Here is a 16,994-nt window from a genome sequence, read left to right on the forward strand (position 1 = left end):
ACTATGCTCCGCGGCCGTGCACTGGTTCTTCACCGGACTGCTGATCGCCACGAGCGCCGGCGTGGTCGCCTATACCGGCTACCTGCTGCGCAGGCTGTTCACCACCGAGCCCGCCCAGACCACCGACGCCCCCGCCGGGACCACGCGATGACCGACAAGGGCGAGCAACTCCACGGCACCGTCTCGGGGCCGACCAATGCGGCTCCCGACTCGGCCCAGCGCAACCGGCCCGGCTGGGACGATCTTCCGGTCCCCGACGACACCGCCAACCTGCGGGAGGGGCCCGACCTGCACGAGCAGTGCCTGAGTCTGCTCCCGCTCGTCGGCGTGTGGCGTGGCACCGGCGAGGTGGTCTACCCGACGATCGACGGGCCGTTCCAGTTCGGACAGCAGCTGATCTTCGCCCACGATGGGCGGCCGTTCCTCAGCTATGAGGCGAAGGCCTGGCTGCTCGGCCCCGATGGCGAGGTGCTGCGTCCCGCGGCCCGCGAGACCGGGTTCTGGCGGCCACAGCCCGACGGCACACTCGAGGTCATGATCGTGCACGCCACGGGGATCATGGACCTGTACTACGGGCGGACCCGCAACCTGACGTCCTGGGAGATCGAGACCGACGCCGTGGTGCGCACCGCGAGCGCCAAGGAGGTCGTCGGATCGCACCGGCTCTACGGGATCGTCGACGGCGGCGATCTCGCCTACGTCGACGAGCGGGCGATGATGGGCGAGCCGCTGCAGCCGCACCTGTCGGCTCGGTTGCGCCGCGTGGCGGGCTGAGAGCGGTCAGGGTCTGCGCGTCGCCGACGTCCCCAGCATCGCTCGCACGTCGTCGACAGGCAGCCCGGACAGCCGTCCGACCTGGTCGGCGTCGAGCCCGGCGTCGGCCAGCCTGCGCAGCATCGAGGTGAGCACCTCGCGCTCCTGGCGCACCGCTTCGGTGAGCTTCTCGAGCTGGCCGAGCGCCTTCTGCAGGTCCGCGGCGGCGTCGATGGCGCGCGATGGGTCGTCGAGCAGAACCTCCAGCAGCCGGTCGCGGATGTCACCGCGCGGGGCCACAACGCGGGCCTCGGCGCCGGCCGTATCCGGCACCCCACCGGATTCCCTCGTCGCCGCGGGCCGGGTCGCCGGGGTGCGCGCCGCGAAAGCCTGGGTGACCGCATCGGCCATGGCCGCATTCGAGCCCGCGAGTGGCCGGGCCGCCGAATCGGTGGGCCGGTCCGGGCCGCTGCCCGGGCGCTCCGGGGTCCCGTTCGACTCGGGTTGGCTCGGCCCGGTGCCGGCCGACGCACCGGGGACCGACGACGCGGTGGTGGGCGCCCCGGACATCGGGTGCGGCCGGTCGGGCCTGGCCGTCGCGGCCTGTCGCACGGCGACCGCCTCGCCCACGGTCACCAGGTGCGTCGGCTCCGCGGCAGGCGTCCACAGGTCCGAGTCCGGTAGCCCAGCGGCGGTCTCGCCGGTCCAGTCGGCGTGCGTCGGCTCCGAGGTGGGCTCCCCCGCGACGTCGTCTCGTCTGCGCCGCCGGCGGGTGAGCAGTACGACCATCGCGATGATCACCGCCGCCACCCCGGCAGACAGCAGGATCAGCGCCTCTATCGAGATCGGCAGCTGCATAGGTGCGCACCGTACGCCGATTGGCGTCACGGTGCGCGGCCGACCTCATCCGGAGCGTGACCCTGAGGTCGATCGATCGCCGCGCGACGTGGTCTCCGAGGTCGAGGCCGAGGTCGAGCCGGACGTGGCGTCGATCGCCTTCCCCGAGCCCTCCGCCCCCGCGTCCGACATCCGCGACGAGCCGCCTGACGTGCTGTTCTTCCCGCTCGAAGCGGCCCCGGATCCGCGCTGACCGGGACGCACCGCGCTGACGGCGACCGTCTCGCCGACGTCCGCATGACCTTCCCCGGCCGTCGATCCCGGCTTCTCCGCCGCGGGTGATCCCGCCGTCTCACCCGGTGCGTCCGCACGGTCGGGATCAGCCGATCCGGTGGTGCTCGAAGGCGGCACGGGCTTCACCACCGTGGTCTTCTCGACGTCCTGCTCCGAGGCACCCGGCGCTTCGCGCCCGGCATCCCGCGTCGCCGCCGGGTCCGGGTACGGCCGGAAGGAGCCGAGGGTGGTCTTGGGCTCGCCGGCGCGCCTGGCCGAGGACCGTTCCGAGGAGGGCCGGAACAACGCGCCGACCTGACTCGGAGCCTCGCTGTGCGGTCGCATCACGGTCGTCGTCTCCACGGCACGGTCCGTGCTCGCGGCGACATCATCGGGGAGTCCGGATGCCGGACGCGGACCGGGCTGTGGCGTGTCGGACTCACCCGATGGGGCCGTCACGGGCATCCGGGTGGTCGGGCTCGACAGCAGGCCTTCGAGCTGGCCCCGGAGCCGCGTCAACTCACCGAGGACCTCATCGCGCTGACGCACCAGCTCGGCGAGTTCGGCCCTGACCGCCTCCTCCTCGGCCTTGGCCGATCGGCGGGCCCGGTTGCGGATCTCCTCGGCCTCCTCCTCGGCGGTCTGGAGGATGCTCTGCATCCGGTCGCTGAAGTCGTCGATCTTGTCAGGAGCGGCGGGCGGCGACGTGAATCGCGGCCGTGGGGTGGGGCGGGGGCGAGTCTGGCCGGGCCCGGGCGGCGTCGGCCGACCGTCAGCGGGCATCGGCGGTACGGCGGGGAAGGGCTGACTTCGTACCGCGTCCAGGTCGACCCGCATGCGGGCAAGCACTCGTTGCAGCCGCGCCACGTGCTCGTCGACCTGCCGCCGGTCATAGCCGCGGAGTACGACGTCGAAGCGCGGGGTGCTCAGGAACCGATCGCCCCCGTCAGCCGTCATCGCAGATCCTCCTGCACACACGAATCCCCCGCCATCTGGCGGAGGGTAGGGAGATCGTCGGCCCCTACCAGCGTCGTTCACCCTAACGGAGCACGAGCCTCGATGCCGCATCCACGTCAGACGCACACGGAGCACCTGCTCGCGTATTCCGATACCGAGTGTGCCTGTTGCGGCGAGGGTTCGCCGTCCACGCCCGGCGCCGACCGCCACCGGACCGGCCTACGATCGGGTTCGTGGACACCACGCTGCGACAGACGCTGCACCGGCGCGGCCTTCGCATGACGCCGCAGCGGCAACTGGTCCTCGACGCCGTCCGCGACCTGGGACACGCGACGCCCGAACAGATCTGCGCGCAGGTGCAGAGCTCCGCTCCCGCCGTCAACATCACGACCGTCTACCGGACACTTGACCTGCTCGAACGCCTCGGCTTGGTCCGGCACACGCATCTCGGGCACGGCGCGCCGACCTACTCCGAGCAGGAGCACTCGCACGTGCACCTGGTCTGTCACATCTGCGGCGCGATCATCGAGGCCCAGACCAGCCTCATGGATGAGCTCGCCGCGCGGCTTCGCCGCGAATGTGATTTCGATCTCGACGTCACCCATGTCGCGCTCTCGGGACGCTGCGGGAGCTGTCTCGAGCGGCCGCCCGACGAGGAGGAGGATCAGTGAGTACGACCGAACCCACCGCGGTCGGCCAGCCGGACAGCCCCCCCGACCCCGACGCGGCGGTTCCGGCGCACTGCGGTGATCCGCTCGCCGAGCAGCGGGCGATGGCGCGCTCCGCCGCCGTCGTCGACCGCAGCCACCGCGGCGTCCTGGCCGTGCCCGGCGCGGACCGGCTGAGCTGGTTGCATCTGCTGCTGACCCAGCACCTCAGCGAGCTGCCCGCGAACACCGGCACCGAGGCACTCGTCCTCGACGCCAACGGCCGGGTGGAGCACCACATGTCCGTCGCGCACGTCGACGATGTCGTGTGGCTCGACACCGAGCCCGCCGATGCCGGTGCGCTGCTCGACTACCTGAGCAAGATGATCTTCTGGTCGAAGGTCGAACCGCGCGACGCGACCGCGGAGCTGGCCGTGCTCAGCCTGGTCGGCCCGGACACCGCCACCGTGCTCGATGCGGCGGGTGTCCCCACCCCCGATCAGCCGTACGGATGCGCCGCGCTGCCCGGTGGAGGGGTTGTGCGGCGGATGCCCTGGCCCGGCGTGGACGCCGCGGATCTGCTCGTCCCGCGTGACGACCGCGACGCCTGGCGGCAGCGACTCATCGCGGCGGGTGCCCGCCCCGCGGGCACGATGGCGTTCGAGGCGCTGCGGGTGGAGTCCACGCGCCCTCGGCTGCACCTGGACACCGACTCGCGCACGATCCCGCACGAGGTCGGCTGGATCGGTCCGGCGGTGCATCTGACCAAGGGCTGCTACCGCGGTCAGGAGACCGTCGCGCGGGTCGCCAACCTCGGACGTCCACCGCGGCGGCTGGTGCTGCTGCACCTCGACGCGGGGGACGAGCAGCAGCCGCACACCGGCGACCCGGTGTGGCGCGAGGGGCGCACCGTGGGCCGGGTCGGCTCGGTCGTACAGCACCACGAGCTGGGACCGGTCGCGCTGGCGCTGCTGAAGCGCTCGGTGCCGGTCGACGCCGAACTGGTCGCCGGCGCCGACGACCGGATGGCGCCTGCCTCGATCGACCCCGGCTCGATGCCGGTCGAGGACACCGCCCCGCCGCCGGGGCGCGCCGCGCAGCTACGCGGCAGGCTTCGGGGCTGACGCCGGTCCGGTGATCGGCCGGTCAGCCCGCGCGCTGCTTGCTCGCCACCGCACCCCAGAACTCCCGCAGCCGGTCGTAGCACGCCGCAGCGGTCTCATCGTCCCCGTCGCGCAGGGCCTGCAGGCCGCACCGCACGAGATGAGCGGAGTTGTCGGCGCGCACGGCATCGTCGTCGATCAGCTCGACCAGACCGCCATAGTCGAGTTCGAGGACCGATGACCGGTCGAAGCGCTCGAGCCACCGCTCGGTCTCGGCGAGCACCTCGGCGGGCCCGGTCTCGCCGAGCGCCTCACGGATGATCTTCTCGGCGCGGACCGCCCTGGTTCGCGCCGTGCCGATCGGCACCCGCCACCACACGCGGCGCGGCGACTCCAGCCGCACCAGCCGTCGCTCCGGGTCGACCATGACGAACCACGGAAGCGGCACGGTCCAGGCCGCGGTCACGACATGCGCGGCCCCGTCGCCGAGCTCGGCCATCGCGGCCGTCGCGCGCCGCCGGGCGACGGATTCGGCGACGGGCAGTGCGCTGGCGCGAAGCAGCGGCTCCTCGGAGTCGAGAAACCCGAGGACGGCCGCTGCCGTACGGGGCCGGGTGTCGAGCGGACAGACCAACGGCTCGCCGGACGCCCCGGCGAGCACGAGGACGTCGGCGGTGGGATCGGTCGCCGGATCTCCGGGCAGCAGCCGCGATCCCTGCATCGCGCGCAGCCACAGCTCGCGCTCGCGCAACCCGGCGCGCTCCGGCGCGATGGCCCCGCGTGCGAGCCCGGCCCGGACGGAGGCACCGGACGGCCCTTCGAACGCTCGCATCGGTTCATACACCCGTAGGTAGGACAGGAACGGGGCCAGCATGGCTTCGCATGATTCCAGCCGGGGACCGTCGTGGGACCAGTCAAACGTCACACCATCGATGCCACGTCGCACGGTCGGCCTTCTGCAAGGTACGGTGGAGCCCAGGAGATTGATGAGATGAACGGGGCCGCCGAGACATCCGGCCGCCCCTTCCCTGTTGTAAGGGGGATCAGCCATGGGGCGCGGACGAGCCAAGGCCAAGCAGACGAAGGTGGCCCGTCAGCTCAAGTACAGCTCCCCCACCATGGATCTCGACGCACTGCAACGTGAGATCGGGAGTGGGAAGGCAGCTTCCGACGACGAGCACGCGACCGACGAGTACGCCGACTACGCCGACGAGTACGCCTCCTACGTGGATGAGCAGGAGGCGCGCCGGCGCTGAGCCGGCCCGCCGACGGCGTTGCGGAACCTCATCGCAGGATCGGTGTCGCCTTCGCGGCCACTTCGACCGCCGCGATGAGCAGCCGAAACGCCGTCGGCGGTAGCCGTCGCGTGCGCGCAGCGCCGAGCCGGACCCCGACCACGGCACCCGCGGCGCCGAGCAGTGCTGCGGTCCAGGCACTTCGGCACGCCAGCAGCGCGACGACCAGGACGAGCACCACCGGCCCCGGCACCAGCCCGACGTCGTTCGAGACGTTCGCCACAACAGGTCGGTAGCCAACCGTCCATGGGCGTCCGGGGCCTTCTCCGAGCTTCGGCCGGCCAGTCCTGGACACGCGATAGTGTCACCTTGACGAAAATCGTGTCCCCGAGTTTCTCGTCAGGATGACAACATATGCGTGGCAATCTGTTCGCCGTGGCCGTCGACCTCGTCATTCTCACGGTGCGCGGCGGGGCGCTGTGCGCGCTGCTGGTGCGGCGCACCGCGCCGCCGTACCCGGGGTCCTGGGCACTGCCCGGCGGCTTCGTCCGGCCGCGGGAGGACCTGCGCGACACCGCCACCCGCCAGCTCGCCGAGCAGACCGGAGCAGCCACCGAGAACGCCGTCACCGGGCATCTGGAGCAACTCGCCAGCTACGCCGCCCCCGACCGCGACCCACGTGGGCGGGTACTCAGTGTCGCCCATCTCGCGCTGGTACCCGATCTTCCCGAGCCGACCGCCGGCCCGCACACCACGGTCAGCACCTGGCGACCGGTCGACCAGACGGCCGGGCTCGCGTTCGACCACGACCTCATCCTCGCCGATGGCGTCGAACGCGCCAGGGCGAAGCTGGAGTACTCGACCCTGGCCGCGTCCTTCTGCCCGCCCGAGTTCACGATCACCGACCTGCGTCGGGTCTACGAGGCCGTCTGGCAGACCGAGATCGACCCCCGCAACTTCTCCCGCAAGGTCACTTCGACCAACGGCTTCTTGGTGCCGACCGACTCGAAGTCCACCAGCGGCCGCGGCCGCCCGGCCCAACTGTTCCGGCGCGGCTCGGCCTCCACCCTGCATCCACCACTCCTGCGCACGTCAACCGGCCCTGTGAGTGCGTAACAGTGTTAGAACACTGTTACGCACTCACAGGGGGTCAGAAGCGGGGATGTTCGCCGAGCAGCTGGACCCGGTCACCGGGGCTGCGCCCCTCCTCGCCGGTCGCCCGCCGCACCTCGCCCAGGACCCAAGCCGGGACGTGCCGGGCCGTCAGCACGGCCAAAGCGCGGTCGACGTCGTCCGGTGGCAGCACCGCGACCATGCCGACGCCCATGTTGAACGTCTTCTCCATCTCCGCGCGGTCGACCCGGCCCCGGGAGGCGATCATCTTGAACACCGGGTCCGGGGTCCAGGTGCCGCGTTCGGCGACGGCGACCAGCCCGTCGGGTAGCACCCGCTCCAGGTTGCGGGCCAGCCCGCCACCGGTGATGTGCGCGAACGTGCGGACGCCGGTCTCGGCGGCCAGGGCGAGGCAGTCCCGCGCGTAGATCCGGGTCGGGGCGAGCAACTCCTCGCCGAGAGTGCGCCCGAACTCCTCGACATGGCCGTTCAACGGCATCCGGGCGATCTCCAGCAGCACGTGCCGGGCCAGCGAATACCCGTTGGAATGCAGCCCGGAGGCGCGCATCGCCACGAGCACGTCGCCAGGGCGCACCCGCTCCGGACGCAGCATCGACTCGGCGTCGACGATCCCGACTGCGGTGGCCGACAGGTCGTAGCCACCGGCGGCCATCAGCCCGGGATGTTCGGCGGTCTCCCCGCCCAGAAGCGCGCAACCGGCCTGCTGGCAGCCTTCGGCGATGCCCTTGACGATCATCGCCACCTGCTCGGGCACCAGTCGTTCGATCGCGATGTAGTCCTGGAGGAACAGCGGTTCGGCTCCGCACACCACGAGGTCGTCGACGACCATCGCGACCAGGTCGAGGCCGATCGTGTCGTGCTTGTCCATCGCCTGCGCGATGGACACCTTGGTCCCGACCCCGTCGGTGGAGGCGGCCAGCACCGGCTCGGCGTAGCGGCCCAGCTTCGGAGCGAACAGCCCGGCGAAGCCGCCGATGCCGCCCAGTACCTCCGGTCGTGACGTCTGCTGCGCATACGGTCGGAATGCATCGACCGCGCGCTCACCCGCCTCGATGTCCACACCTGCGGTCGCATAGCTGACCCGCTGTTCGTCGACGTTGTCGTCGGGCACGGTCGGCGGCATGGCTGCCATGATGGGTGTCTCGCTCCCGGTGGTGACGGCGCCGCGAACGGCGCAGGGACGGCCCGCGCTCAGGGTCGGCCGAGCTCAGGGACGACGAAGGGCGTCACCAGCACCGTAACCGACCGACAGCGGCCCGGCTTCGCCGGAAGTCCCCCCCGCGATCACGGGCTCCGCCGCGGCCGTTACGACGGTCTCCCCGGTGAGCTCCTCGAGCAGGTGCTTGCCCAGCCGCGCTTCCGCAGGTAGCGGAATCGGATACGTCCCGTCGAAACAGGCACAGCACAGCCGGCTCCGCGGCTGTTCGCTGGCCGCGACGAGCCCCTCGAGCGACAGGTAGCCCAGCGAGTCGGCGCCGATGGAACGTCGCACCCCCTCCGTGTCGAGGCCGCTGGCGACGAGCTCCGCGCGGGTGGCGAAGTCGATCCCGTAGAAGCACGGCCAGCGCACCGGCGGCGAGGCGATCCGGACGTGCACCTCCAGCGCACCCGACTCACGCAGCATCCGGACCAGCGCCCGCTGGGTGTTGCCGCGCACGATCGAGTCGTCGACCACGACGAGCCGCTTGCCACGGATGACGTCGCGCAGCGGGTTGAGCTTGAGCCGGATCCCGAGCTGGCGGATGGTCTGCGAAGGCTGGATGAACGTCCGGCCGACATAGGCGTTCTTCACCAGACCCTGCCCGTAGGGGATGTGCGAGCCCTGGGCGTAGCCGATCGCTGCCGGCGTTCCCGACTCGGGGACCGGGATCACCAGGTCGGCCTCGACGGGGTGCTCCTCGGCGAGTCTGCGACCGATCTCCACCCGGGCCGCATGCACCGAACGGCCGGAGATCGTGGTGTCCGGCCGGGCCAGGTACACGTACTCGAACACGCAGCCCTTGGGCTCCGGCACCGCGAACCGGGAGCTGCGGATGCCGCCGGCGTCGATCGCGAGCAGCTCGCCCGGCTCGACCTCCCGGACAATCGAAGCACCGACGATGTCGAGCGCCGCGGTCTCGCTGGCGACGACCCAGCCGCGTTCGAGACGGCCGAGCACGAGCGGCCGGACGCCGTGCGGATCGCGGGCCGCATAGAGGGTCTGCTCGTCGGCGAAGACCAGCGAGAACGCTCCGAGCAGCCGGGGGAGCAGCCGCATCGCGGCCTGCTCCAGACCGGTGTCGGCGGCATCGGCCGCGAGCAGCTCGCAGATCAGGTCGGAGTCGGTGGTGGCCGGGGCATGCCCACTGCGGGCGCCGACCTCGTCCGCCCGCGCGGCGACCTCGTCGCGCAGCTCCGCGGTGTTCACCAGGTTGCCGTTGTGGCCGAGGGCGATGCCGCTGCCGGTGGCCGTGGTGCGGAACGTGGGCTGGGAGTTCTCCCAGGTCGTCGAACCCGTTGTGGAGTAGCGGGTGTGTCCGACGGCGAGATGCCCACGCAACGACGACAGCGTCTGCTCGTCGAAGACCTGGCTGACCAGGCCCAGGTCCTTGAACACCACCACCCGCCTGCCGTCGCAGACCGCGATACCCGCGGCTTCCTGGCCGCGGTGCTGCAGTGCGTAGAGGCCGTAGTAGGTGAGCTTCGCGACATCCTCACCCGGGGCCCACACACCGAACACACCACACTCCTCGCGCGGCGCGCGCTCCAGCGGGATCAGGTCGGCTGACGGGGGCGTGCCCGGACCGGCGCCGGATACAGCTGCCGTGCGTTCGGTCAGGTGCACGTTCCGCCTGGAACTCAACGCACACACTCTCCTCAGCAATCGCCGGGCAAACCGTTATCGGATCGTACGCCGCCACAGCTCCGCAACCCATGTGGCGGGACCCGGATCACCGAACCACCGACCCTGGCCCAGATCGCAGCCCAGCCTGCTGAGCCGGTCGGACTGCACCGCGGTCTCCACCCACTCGGCGGTCACCTCGAGACCGAGCGCATGCGCCATCTCGATGAGCGCATGCACGATGCTCTGGTCCACCGGGTCCGGCGACGGATGGCGGAGCCCGTCGATGAACGAACCGTCGATCTTGAGTGCATGCACCGGCAACCGGCGCAGCCAGGCCAGGCTGGAGTAGCCGATCCCGAAGTCGTCGAGGGCGAGGCGAACCCCCGCGGCACGCAGCGCGTCGAGCGCGTCGAGCGCGACCGCCTCATCGCCGAGCACCGCCTGCTCGGTGATCTCCAGCTGGAGTTTCTCCGCGGGCAACCCGGTCTCCTCGAGCACCGCGCTCACCTCGCGCACCCAATCGGGGTCGGCGAGCTGCAGCGGCGAGACGTTGACGCTGACGTACGGCGAGCCGGGGCCGAGTTCCGTCCACCACACAGCCGCGGTGCGGCAGGCCTCGGCGAGCACCCACCGCCCGATCGGGATGATCATGCCGTTGTGCTCGGCGAGCCCGATGAACCGCCCCGGCCCCAACAACCCCTGCTCGGGGTGCTGCCAGCGGACGAGGGCCTCCGCCCCGCGGACCCGCCCGTCGCGCAACCGGACCAGAGGCTGGAAAGCCAACTGGAGCTCGGACCGGTCCACCGCCCCGCGCAGCCCGGCCAGCAGGGCGAACCGGGCCGCCTCCCCGGCGTCTCGCTCCGGGTCGAACACCACGCGTTCCCCCCCGCCGTGGGCCTTGGCCCAGGACAGCGCGACATCGGCCGCCCGCATCAGCTCCTCGGGGCACGCCTCCGCGGTCGCGGCCTCGGCGACTCCGATGCTGGCCGACACCGTGACCGCTTGACCGCCGATGTGGAACGGTGCCGCGAGCGCGGTCAGCAGCCGGTCGGCGACCCTGCAGACGTCGTCGAGGCCATCGGGTTCCAGGACGAGCACGCCGAACTCGTCGCCGCCGGTTCGGGTGACCAGATGCGGCCCGGCGGCCATCTGCAGGCGTCCGGCCACCGCAAGCAGCAGCTGGTCTCCGGCCTGGTGGCCGAGCCCGTCGTTGACGCTGGTGAAGCCGTCGACGTCGAGCGCGCAGAGTCCGACCCGGTGGGCGACCCCCGGCAGGAAGGCCTGCCGCAGCATCTGCTCGGAGACAACCCGGTTGGGGAGCCGGGTCAGCCGGTCCTGCGAGGCCGCCTGCTCGAGCCGCGAACGCAGCCGGTGCCGGTCGGAGACGTCCTGCACGACGGCGATGACGTGGCTGGGCTTGCCCGCGGCATCACGGATCAGCGATCCGGTGACGTGCACCCAGACGACCAGCTCGTCGACGCGCACCAGCCGGACGTCGATACCGACGCTGTCCGGGCCCGTGTCGGCCCGCAGCCGGTGGTAGCTCTCGATGAACCCCACCGCGTCGTCGGGGTGCACGAAGTCGGTCACCGGGCGGGGCAGCTCCGGGGGTGCCAACAGGCCGAACATCCGGTACAGCGCCGGGTTCATCTCCAGGACCTGACCGTCGAGGTCGCCGATCCCGATGCCGACCGGTCCCTGCAGGTAGAGCGTGCGGTAGTGCAGCTCGCAGTCGGCCATGGCGCACTCGAGCCGGGCATCGGGATGGGCCGCGGGCCGGCTGCGCTCGCGCAGGGCGGCGGTGAAGCCCGCCACGAACTCGTCGAGCGCGGTGACCAACCGGTCGGCTCCCTGGGGAGTCGGCAGGTCGAGCACCCCTGGTAGGTCGCGACGCAGCAGGCTCAGGGTGGGTGGGATCAGATCCTCCGGCAACGGGCCATCGCCCTCGGCGAGCCCGGTGTCGAGCAGCGCGGCCCCGACGGGCCGGGCCGCCACCGGCCGGAAGGGCTCAGTCCGCAGCACCGTGGACAACCGGCGCAGCAACACCTCGAGGCGGCCGGACAGCCCGGCGTGTCCCTCGACCAGCAGGTCGGCCCAGCGCTCGGCCAGCGCGACAATGGGCTCGGCGATACCGGCACCGGAGCGCCCGGGCAGCGGCTCGGACGGACAAGGGAGGTCGCGTGACGCGACCACGCCGCCACCTCCCATCGCCCGTTCGGTCGGACTGCACCGATCGGCGTAATTTTCGACCCCGTGATCCGGGTTCGCCACCGTTAGGTGGCTCGAATCATCCGAGGGAGAGTAGTGGAGCTACCGGCCACCACCGAGTGGTAACCACTTGGCCACCTCGCCCGCACGGCTCCCTGACGCCGTCAAGGCACCGTCGCGCAGCGCATCGTCCCAGGTCAACGTTCCGGTCACGAGAGCGAGCCAGGTTTGCGGATCGGTTTCCACAACGTTCGGCGGTGTCCCCCGGCCATGCCGTGGACCCGCGACACACTGCACCGCCCCGAACGGTGGAACGCGCACCTCCACGCTGCGTCCCGGGGCAGCGGTGGCCAGCGCCGCGAGGCTCTCCTTCACCGCGGCGCGCAGCGCCGAGCGGTCCGACCGGCTGGCATCGGCGAACCGCTCCCCCGGCGGATGATCGTCCGTCACGACGCGTCGAACAGAGCGGGCAGCGTCCCCTCCCACACGATGCGGAGCTCGTCGATCAGGATCGGGGGCAGCTCGTCGATGGTGAGCTCGGCGCCGCCCGTGATACCCAGCCGCACCGCCGGCACCCCGGCCTCGGTCGCGCGGGCGAGGAACGCCTCGGCGTCGGCCTCGGCCACGGTGACCAGCGCCCGGCCCGCCGACTCCGCGAACAGCGCGACGAACGGATCGAGCGCGGCGGGCAGCACGATCCTCGCTCCCCGTCCACCGACCAGGCTCGACTCGACCAGAGCCTGAGCCAGCCCGCCGTCGGACAGGTCGTGCGAGCCGGTGAGAACCCCATCGGCCGCAGCCGCGGCCAGCAGCGCGGCAAGCCGCTGCTCCGCGGCCAGGTCGACCGCGGGCGGGCGGCCGCCCAGATGACCGTGCGCGACGTGCGCCCACTCGCTGCCGCCGAACTCGTCGCGGGTGGAGCCGAGCAGCACGACGACGTCGTCGTCGCGGGTGAAGCCGCCGCGAACGCGGTGCCGGACGTCGGAGAACACGCCGAGGACCCCGACCACCGGCGTCGGAAGGATGGGCCGGTCACCGGTCTGGTTGTAGAAACTCACGTTGCCCCCGGTGATCGGGATGCCCAGCGCCGCACAGCCGTCGGCGAGCCCGCGCACCGCCTCGGCGAACTGCCACATCACGTGCGGATCCTCCGGGGACCCGAAGTTCAGGCAGTTCGTCACCGCGACCGGCTCGGCACCGGAGACCGCGACGTTGCGATACGCCTCGGCCAGCGCGAGCTGGGTGCCGACGTACGGGTCGAGGGCGACGAAGCGGGCGTTGCAGTCGGTGGCGACGGCGATACCCCGGCCGGACGTCTCGTCGATCCGCACCACCCCCGCGTCGGCGGGCTGGGCCAAGACGGTGTTACCACGCACGTAGCGGTCGTACTGGTCGGTGACCCACGCCCGGCTGCACAGGTTCGGGCTGGCCGCCAGGCGCAGGATCTCGGCCCGCAGCTCGCTGGGGGCGGCCGGACGGGGCAGCGTGTCCGGGGCGTCCGCGATCAGCGCGTCCTGGGCGGCCGAACGTTCGACCGGGCGACGGTAGACCGGTCCCTCGTGCGCCACGGTGCGCGGCGGCACGTCGACGACGGTTTCACCGCGCCAGGTGATCCGCAACCGCTCGTCCGCGGTGACCTCACCGATGACCGTGGCCAGGATGTCCCACTTGCGGCAGACCTCCATGAAACGCTCGACGTTCTCCGGTCGCACCACCGCGCACATGCGCTCCTGCGACTCGCTGGCCAGGATCTCCGCGGCGGTCATCCCGGCGGCGCGCAGCGGCACGGTGTCGAGATCGACCCGCATGCCGCCATCCCCGGCGCTGGCCAGCTCGCTGGTGGCACACGCCAGTCCGGCGCCGCCCAGGTCCTGGATGCCCACGACGAGCCCGGCACGGAACAGTTCGAGGCAGCACTCGATGAGCACCTTCTCGGTGAACGGGTCACCGACCTGCACGGACGGGAGCTTCTTGCGTCCCGAACCGTCCTCGTCGCCGCTGAAGGTCTCCGACGCCAGCACCGACACCCCGCCGATGCCGTCGAGACCGGTCCGCGCCCCGAATAGAACGATCTTGTTTCCGACGCCCGAGGCGAACGCCAAATGGAGATCCTCCACCCGCATCGATCCCACACACAGGGCGTTGACCAGGGGGTTTCCGGAGTAGGACGGGTCGAACACCACCTCGCCGCCGATGTTGGGCAAGCCGAGGCAGTTGCCGTAGCCGCCGATCCCGGCGACCACCCCGGGCAGCACCCGCGCGGTGTCCGAGGCGTCGGCGGGGCCGAACCGCAGCGGATCCGCAACCGCGATCGGACGCGCGCCCATGGCCATGATGTCGCGGACGATGCCACCGACGCCCGTCGCCGCACCCTGATACGGCTCGACGTAGGAGGGATGGTTGTGCGACTCGATCTTGAACGTGACCGCCCACCCGTCGCCGATCTCGACGACGCCCGCGTTCTCCCCGATACCCGCGAGCATCCGCTCGCGCATCCGCGGCGTGGTCGTCTCCCCGAAGTAGGCCAGATGCACCTTGGACGACTTGTAGGAGCAGTGCTCGCTCCACATCACCGCGTACATCGCCAGTTCGGCGTCGGTCGGCCGACGGCCGAGGATCGTCCGGATTCGGGCGTACTCGTCGTCGGCCAGGCCGAGCTCCCGGTAGGGCTGGGGCTGGTCGGGAGTGGCAGCGGCGGTCTCGACGCTGTCCACCTGCGGAACGGTGCCGGTCACGGCCTCAGCCTACCTGTGAGCGCCGAACGGTGTTTGAACACTGTTATCCGCTCACAACTGCCTCTGACCAGGGAGTTTGGCTCCGACAGAGAAGAAATGGTCACACTGACGGACGGCTCGACGAACCACTCGGCGTCGACGGGATTGGTCACAGCGGCGTGCCGTGCAGCGGATGGCTGCGCAGCACGTCGGCGAACATCAGCAGATCGTTGATCCACCGCCGGATCCGCTGGATGTCGTCGACGGCGAGACCGATGTACCGATCGCGCGCTCGTCGAGCTGCTCTACGCCGCCGCGAGCGCCGTCAACACCGAGGTGAAGACGCCGAGCCCGGCGGTGGACGGCCCCGTCAACGTGTCGATGGCGTGCTCGGGATGCGGCATCAGGCCGACGACGCGGCCGTCGGCCGAGGCGATCCCGGCGATGTCAGCGAGCGCGCCGTTGGGATTTCCCCCCACGTAGCGGAACACGACCCGGCCCTCGGACTCCAGCTCGGCGAGGGTCTCGGCACTGGCGACGTATCGGCCCTCACCCGACTTCAACGGCACCACGATCTCCTGGCCGCGGGTGTAGTCGCTGGTCCAGGCCGTGTTGGTCGACTCGATCCGCAACCCCTGGGCGCGGCAGACGAAATGCAACCCGGCGTTACGCACCAGCGCGCCGGGCAGCAATCCGGCCTCGCAGAGGATCTGGAACCCGTTGCAGATTCCCAGCACGGGCATGCCGCGGCGCGCCTCGTCGATGACCTCCTTCATGATCGGCGCCAGGCTCGCAATGGCACCCGCGCGCAGGTAGTCGCCGTAGGAGAAGCCACCGGGAACGACCACCGCCGCCACCCCGCGCAGGTCGTGGTCGCCATGCCAGAGCGCGACCGGCTCGGCGCCGGCGTGACGGACGGCGCGGGCGGCATCGACGTCGTCGAGCGTGCCCGGGAACGTGATCACCCCGATGCGCGTGGTCACAGCCGGGTCACCGTCCAGTCCTCGATCACCGGGTTCGCCAGCAGATCGCCCGCGATGCGGTGCAGGGTCTCGTCGTCGATCGAGTCGTCGACCTCGAGCTCGAAATGCTTGCCCTGCCGGACCTCGACCACACCGGCGATCCCGATCCGGGTCAGCGCCCGGGAGACCGCCTGGCCCTGCGGGTCCAGGATCTCGGGCTTGGGCATCACGTCCACCACCACTCTGGCCACGGCATCAGCGTACGGGGGACGCCGCTGGCCTCGGCTCGCCCGGTGCGTGAGGCTGCCGACATGGCCCGCATCCTGGTGCTCGGTGGCACCGTGTTCCTCTCCCGCGCGGTGGCCGCGGCGGCGCTGGGCCTCAACCGGGAACGTCTGGCCGGCCCGACCGCGGTCGATGAGGCTGAGCTGTTGACCGCGCTGCTGCGAACGCCACGATAATGCCGTTCGATCATGGTCATAACAGCCGTCTCGTAGCGTTCGCAGCAGGAACGACGGCCGCACCCGGATCGAGCGGGTCAGGCCGCGAGCAGCGCGGGGTCCGGGGCGTAGGTCAGCGGCCGCGCGCCGAGCGCCAGCACGGCGTCGATCGTGGCAAGCGCGGACTGCAGCCGGACGGGTTTGGCGAGGTCCTTCGCGCGCAGCGCGATCCGCACCAGCCCGCCCCGGCGGGCAACGCGTAGCGCCTCGGCCTCCAGCATCCGGCAGCGGGCCTGCTCGGCGGCCTTCCTGCCCTCGGCGACGGGATTGCGCTCACCGGATGCCCGGAAACCCAGCGTCCGCGACCGCAGTTCGGTGCCCTCGCCCAGCAGCCGGATCCCGTGCTCATCGGCACAGATGGTGAACCGGTGGTCGCGCAGGGCCTCGACGGTGCCGGGCGATGCCAGCCATCTCGGTGGGATGAACAGATCGGTGGTCAGCTCGGCGGCGGTGAGCAGCCGACGGGCCGCGATCAGCCGCAGGCCCGCCTCGTGCCGGGGCAGCGCGGCGAACTCCGCGCGCCGGCCCAGTCTCGGTACGGCCGTGGGTTGCCAGGAGCCGATCGGTGCCGTGGTGTGGTCGTAGCCGTGCAGCACGATCGCATCCCCGGCCGCACGGCGTTGCCGTATCCAGGCGACGAGTTCGGAGCCGGGGTCGATCGGACCGCTGCGCGTACGTGGACGGAACAGCTGTGACAGCGGGACCCCGCGGGCATCGAGGGCGGCCCCGAGCTCGACCGCACGGGCCAGGGCGGCATCTCGATCTGCCGCGTTGTCGGCGCTGAGGCCGGACAGCGAGACGACGAGTCGGGCGGACATGCGTCCATCAAGCCACATCCGGGTGAAAC

Annotated in this window: 19 protein-coding genes; 7 read left to right on the plus strand and 12 right to left on the minus strand. The window is 71.4% G+C overall.

Annotated features, from left to right (window positions below; translation table 11 throughout):
- Positions 1 to 16 precede the first annotated feature (16 nt).
- Complete coding sequence (locus tag ACFQE5_RS09805; protein WP_379584531.1) at positions 17 to 151, plus strand: hypothetical protein; 135 nt, start codon at positions 17 to 19, stop codon at positions 149 to 151.
- Positions 148 to 774, plus strand: coding sequence for an FABP family protein (locus ACFQE5_RS09810; RefSeq protein WP_379584532.1), 627 nt, complete (start codon positions 148 to 150; stop codon positions 772 to 774). The genes ACFQE5_RS09805 and ACFQE5_RS09810 overlap by 4 nt, the downstream gene beginning before the upstream one ends.
- 6 nt (positions 775 to 780) lie before the next feature.
- Here ACFQE5_RS09810 and ACFQE5_RS09815 read toward each other — a convergent pair whose 3' ends face one another.
- Both ACFQE5_RS09815 and ACFQE5_RS09820 read right to left on the minus strand, forming a co-directional pair.
- Positions 781 to 1,611: a hypothetical protein gene (locus tag ACFQE5_RS09815; protein WP_379584533.1), complete on the minus strand. Its 831-nt coding sequence runs from the start codon at positions 1,609 to 1,611 to the stop codon at positions 781 to 783.
- A gap of 45 nt (positions 1,612 to 1,656) precedes the next feature.
- The gene (locus tag ACFQE5_RS09820) at positions 1,657 to 2,820 is read right to left on the minus strand and encodes a hypothetical protein (RefSeq protein ID WP_379584534.1); all 1,164 of its coding nucleotides are present in this window, start codon (positions 2,818 to 2,820) and stop codon (positions 1,657 to 1,659) included.
- Between the two features lie 233 nt (positions 2,821 to 3,053).
- On the opposite strand from ACFQE5_RS09820, the gene ACFQE5_RS09825 reads away from it, so the two are divergent.
- Both ACFQE5_RS09825 and ygfZ read left to right on the plus strand, forming a co-directional pair.
- Positions 3,054 to 3,491: a Fur family transcriptional regulator gene (locus tag ACFQE5_RS09825; RefSeq protein WP_449301268.1), complete on the plus strand. Its 438-nt coding sequence runs from the start codon at positions 3,054 to 3,056 to the stop codon at positions 3,489 to 3,491.
- Positions 3,488 to 4,591, plus strand: coding sequence for a CAF17-like 4Fe-4S cluster assembly/insertion protein YgfZ (gene ygfZ, locus ACFQE5_RS09830; protein WP_379584535.1), 1,104 nt, complete (start codon positions 3,488 to 3,490; stop codon positions 4,589 to 4,591). Before ACFQE5_RS09825 ends, ygfZ begins: the two co-directional genes overlap by 4 nt.
- 22 nt (positions 4,592 to 4,613) lie before the next feature.
- Here ygfZ and ACFQE5_RS09835 read toward each other — a convergent pair whose 3' ends face one another.
- A complete protein-coding gene (locus tag ACFQE5_RS09835) occupies positions 4,614 to 5,444 on the minus strand; it encodes a hypothetical protein (RefSeq protein ID WP_379584536.1) in 831 nt (276 codons plus the stop codon).
- Positions 5,445 to 5,619: 175 nt separating this feature from the next.
- On the opposite strand from ACFQE5_RS09835, the gene ACFQE5_RS09840 reads away from it, so the two are divergent.
- The gene (locus ACFQE5_RS09840) at positions 5,620 to 5,826 is read left to right on the plus strand and encodes a DUF3073 domain-containing protein (RefSeq protein ID WP_379584537.1); all 207 of its coding nucleotides are present in this window, start codon (positions 5,620 to 5,622) and stop codon (positions 5,824 to 5,826) included.
- 28 nt (positions 5,827 to 5,854) lie between these two features.
- On the opposite strand, the gene ACFQE5_RS09845 is transcribed toward ACFQE5_RS09840, so the two are convergent.
- Positions 5,855 to 6,088 carry a hypothetical protein gene (locus ACFQE5_RS09845; protein ID WP_379584538.1) on the minus strand — a complete coding sequence of 78 codons (234 nt, stop codon included), beginning with the start codon at positions 6,086 to 6,088 and terminating at the stop codon, positions 5,855 to 5,857.
- A gap of 131 nt (positions 6,089 to 6,219) precedes the next feature.
- On the opposite strand from ACFQE5_RS09845, the gene ACFQE5_RS09850 reads away from it, so the two are divergent.
- Positions 6,220 to 6,921, plus strand: a complete 702-nt coding sequence (locus ACFQE5_RS09850; RefSeq protein WP_379584539.1) for an NUDIX hydrolase — start codon at positions 6,220 to 6,222, stop codon at positions 6,919 to 6,921.
- Positions 6,922 to 6,955: 34 nt separating this feature from the next.
- Here ACFQE5_RS09850 and purM read toward each other — a convergent pair whose 3' ends face one another.
- From purM to purS, 7 genes are all read right to left on the minus strand, one after another.
- The gene (purM, locus tag ACFQE5_RS09855; protein WP_379584540.1) at positions 6,956 to 8,062 is read right to left on the minus strand and encodes a phosphoribosylformylglycinamidine cyclo-ligase; all 1,107 of its coding nucleotides are present in this window, start codon (positions 8,060 to 8,062) and stop codon (positions 6,956 to 6,958) included.
- Positions 8,063 to 8,146: 84 nt separating this feature from the next.
- On the minus strand, positions 8,147 to 9,688 hold the full coding sequence (purF, locus tag ACFQE5_RS09860) for an amidophosphoribosyltransferase (RefSeq protein ID WP_379584700.1): 1,542 nt from the start codon (positions 9,686 to 9,688) through the stop codon (positions 8,147 to 8,149).
- Positions 9,689 to 9,817: 129 nt separating this feature from the next.
- Complete coding sequence (locus tag ACFQE5_RS09865) at positions 9,818 to 11,956, minus strand: putative bifunctional diguanylate cyclase/phosphodiesterase (RefSeq protein ID WP_379584541.1); 2,139 nt, start codon at positions 11,954 to 11,956, stop codon at positions 9,818 to 9,820.
- Positions 11,957 to 12,073: 117 nt separating this feature from the next.
- A complete protein-coding gene (locus tag ACFQE5_RS09870; RefSeq protein ID WP_379584542.1) occupies positions 12,074 to 12,421 on the minus strand; it encodes a sterol carrier family protein in 348 nt (115 codons plus the stop codon).
- Positions 12,418 to 14,706 carry a phosphoribosylformylglycinamidine synthase subunit PurL gene (gene purL / locus ACFQE5_RS09875; protein ID WP_379584543.1) on the minus strand — a complete coding sequence of 763 codons (2,289 nt, stop codon included), beginning with the start codon at positions 14,704 to 14,706 and terminating at the stop codon, positions 12,418 to 12,420. Before purL ends, ACFQE5_RS09870 begins: the two co-directional genes overlap by 4 nt.
- A 284-nt stretch (positions 14,707 to 14,990) precedes the next feature.
- The gene (gene purQ / locus ACFQE5_RS09880; protein WP_379584544.1) at positions 14,991 to 15,668 is read right to left on the minus strand and encodes a phosphoribosylformylglycinamidine synthase subunit PurQ; all 678 of its coding nucleotides are present in this window, start codon (positions 15,666 to 15,668) and stop codon (positions 14,991 to 14,993) included.
- Positions 15,665 to 15,898, minus strand: coding sequence for a phosphoribosylformylglycinamidine synthase subunit PurS (gene purS / locus ACFQE5_RS09885; protein ID WP_379584545.1), 234 nt, complete (start codon positions 15,896 to 15,898; stop codon positions 15,665 to 15,667). Before purS ends, purQ begins: the two co-directional genes overlap by 4 nt.
- Positions 15,899 to 15,958: 60 nt before the next feature.
- On the opposite strand from purS, the gene ACFQE5_RS09890 reads away from it, so the two are divergent.
- The gene (locus ACFQE5_RS09890) at positions 15,959 to 16,108 is read left to right on the plus strand and encodes a hypothetical protein (protein WP_379584546.1); all 150 of its coding nucleotides are present in this window, start codon (positions 15,959 to 15,961) and stop codon (positions 16,106 to 16,108) included.
- Between the two features lie 77 nt (positions 16,109 to 16,185).
- On the opposite strand, the gene ACFQE5_RS09895 is transcribed toward ACFQE5_RS09890, so the two are convergent.
- Positions 16,186 to 16,965 carry a DUF2334 domain-containing protein gene (locus ACFQE5_RS09895; RefSeq protein ID WP_379584547.1) on the minus strand — a complete coding sequence of 260 codons (780 nt, stop codon included), beginning with the start codon at positions 16,963 to 16,965 and terminating at the stop codon, positions 16,186 to 16,188.
- Positions 16,966 to 16,994: the final 29 nt, after the last annotated feature.

Origin of the sequence: Pseudonocardia hispaniensis (genome assembly GCF_042658695.1) — a bacterium.
Taxonomy (GTDB): domain Bacteria; phylum Actinomycetota; class Actinomycetes; order Mycobacteriales; family Pseudonocardiaceae; genus Pseudonocardia; species Pseudonocardia hispaniensis.